The sequence below is a fragment of the Leucobacter soli genome, assembly GCF_042659205.1.
Taxonomy (GTDB): Bacteria; Actinomycetota; Actinomycetes; order Actinomycetales; family Microbacteriaceae; genus Leucobacter; species Leucobacter soli.
Window position 1 is genome coordinate 1 of sequence record NZ_JBHSRW010000332.1, and the last position, 1,845, is coordinate 1,845.

At 69.3% G+C, this 1,845-nt stretch carries 1 protein-coding gene; it reads right to left on the bottom strand.

Annotated features, from left to right (window positions below):
• Positions 1-1,845: DNA polymerase III subunit alpha (gene dnaE, locus ACFPZL_RS12810; RefSeq protein WP_382335743.1), on the bottom strand; the 1,845-nt coding region annotated here is incomplete at both ends.

The window sequence follows — 1,845 nt, forward strand, 5'->3', positions numbered from 1 at the left end:
CCGCTGCCGTCGGGTGCCGTCGGGTCGAACGGGCCGACCGGTGGCTGCTCTGCTTCGAGGCAGGCATCGGCGAGGCTCCCGCTGCACGTCTCCCGGTGCGGCGCCGCAGCGCCCTGCCCGTGCTGCAGCGACTCGAAGTCGGGGTGTGCGCCGGAGTGCTGCACATCGGGCGGCAGCACCGTCACGCCGTGCCGCCGCGCATCCTCGACGAGGGTGCGCGGCGAGTAGAAGCCCATGGGCTGGGAGCGGAGCAGGCCGACGAGGAATGCCGCGGGGTAGTGCAGCTTGAACCACGAGCTGACGTAGACGAGCAGCGCGAAGCTGATGGAGTGGCTCTCGGCGAAGCCGAAGTTCGCGAATGCCTCGATCTGCTCGTACATGAGGTCGGCGTCGGCGCCCTCGATCCCGTTCTCCTTCATCCCCGCGAAGAGCTTCTCCTTCAGCTTGCCGATGCGCTCCTCGCCGCGTTTCGACCCCATGGAGCGGCGCAGCAGATCGGCGTCCTCGGCGTTGCAGCCGCCGACCGCCATGGCCATCTGCATGAGCTGCTCCTGGAAGAGCGGCACGCCGAGCGTGCGCTTCAGCACCGGTTCGAGCGCCGGGTGCGGGTAGGTGATCGGATCCTTCTCGCTGCGCCGTCTGAGGTACGGGTGCACCGCGCCGCCCTGGATGGGTCCGGGGCGGATCAGCGCGATCTCGATGACGAGGTCGTAGAATTTTCGGGGCAGCAGGCGGGGCAGCGTGTTCAGCTGCGCGCGGCTCTCGAGCTGGAACACCCCGATCGCGTCCGCCCGGCAGAGCATGTCGTAGACTCCCGGCTCCTCTTGCGGCACGGTGGCGAGCGTCCACCGCTCGCCGGTGCGCTCGGCGACGAGATCCATCGTCTTCTGCAGCGCGCTCAGCATGCCGAGGCCGAGCAGATCGAACTTGACGAGCCCCATCGTCTCGCAGCTGTCCTTGTCCCACTGCAGCACCGTGCGCCGCTCCATGCGGGCGTGCTCGATCGGGCAGACCTCGCCCACGGGGCGCTCGGTCAGCACCATGCCGCCCGAGTGGATGCCGAGATGCCGCGGGGCTTTGAGGAATTGTGCGGCGAGTGCCTGCACAGGCTGCGGGATGGGGCTCTGCGGATCGTGCTCCAGGCCGGTCCAACGCTCCAGCCCCTTCGTCCAGGCGCGCTGCTGACCAGGGCTGTAGCCGAGCGACTTCGCCGCGTCGCGGATCGCGGCCTTCGGCCGATAGCTGATGACGTTCGCGACCTGGGCCGCGTTCTGCCGGCCGTAGCGGTCGTAGACGTACTGGATGATCTGCTCGCGCTTCTCGGAGTCGAAATCGACGTCGATGTCGGGCTCCTCGTCGCGCATGCTCGAGAGGAAGCGCTCGAAGGGCAGATCGTAGCGGATCGAATCGACCTCGGTGATACGGAGTACGTAGCAGACGGCGGAGTTCGCCGCGGATCCCCGGCCCTGGCACAGGACGCCCCGCTCGCGCGCCTCGCGCACCAGGTCGTGCACGATGAGGAAGTAGCCGGGAAAATCCTTCTGCTCGATGACCGCGAGCTCGCGCTCGATCCGCGAGCGCCGGTGCTCGGCGAGTGCGGGCCCGCGCAGGGATCCGAGGGGATGCCCATCGAGCGTCGCGCCGTAGCGATGCTCGGCACCCTCCCAGACCAGCTCGCGCAGCCAGCTCATCTGCGTGCGCCCCTCCGGCGGATCGAGTCTCGGCAGCTTGGGGCGTGCGGCCTGCAGCGGAAACGCGAGCTCCTCCGCCAGCGGAACGGTCCGGGCGATGGCGTCGGGATGGCGGGCATGGCGTCGCAGCATGGCGGCGCCGCTGCGCAGCCGT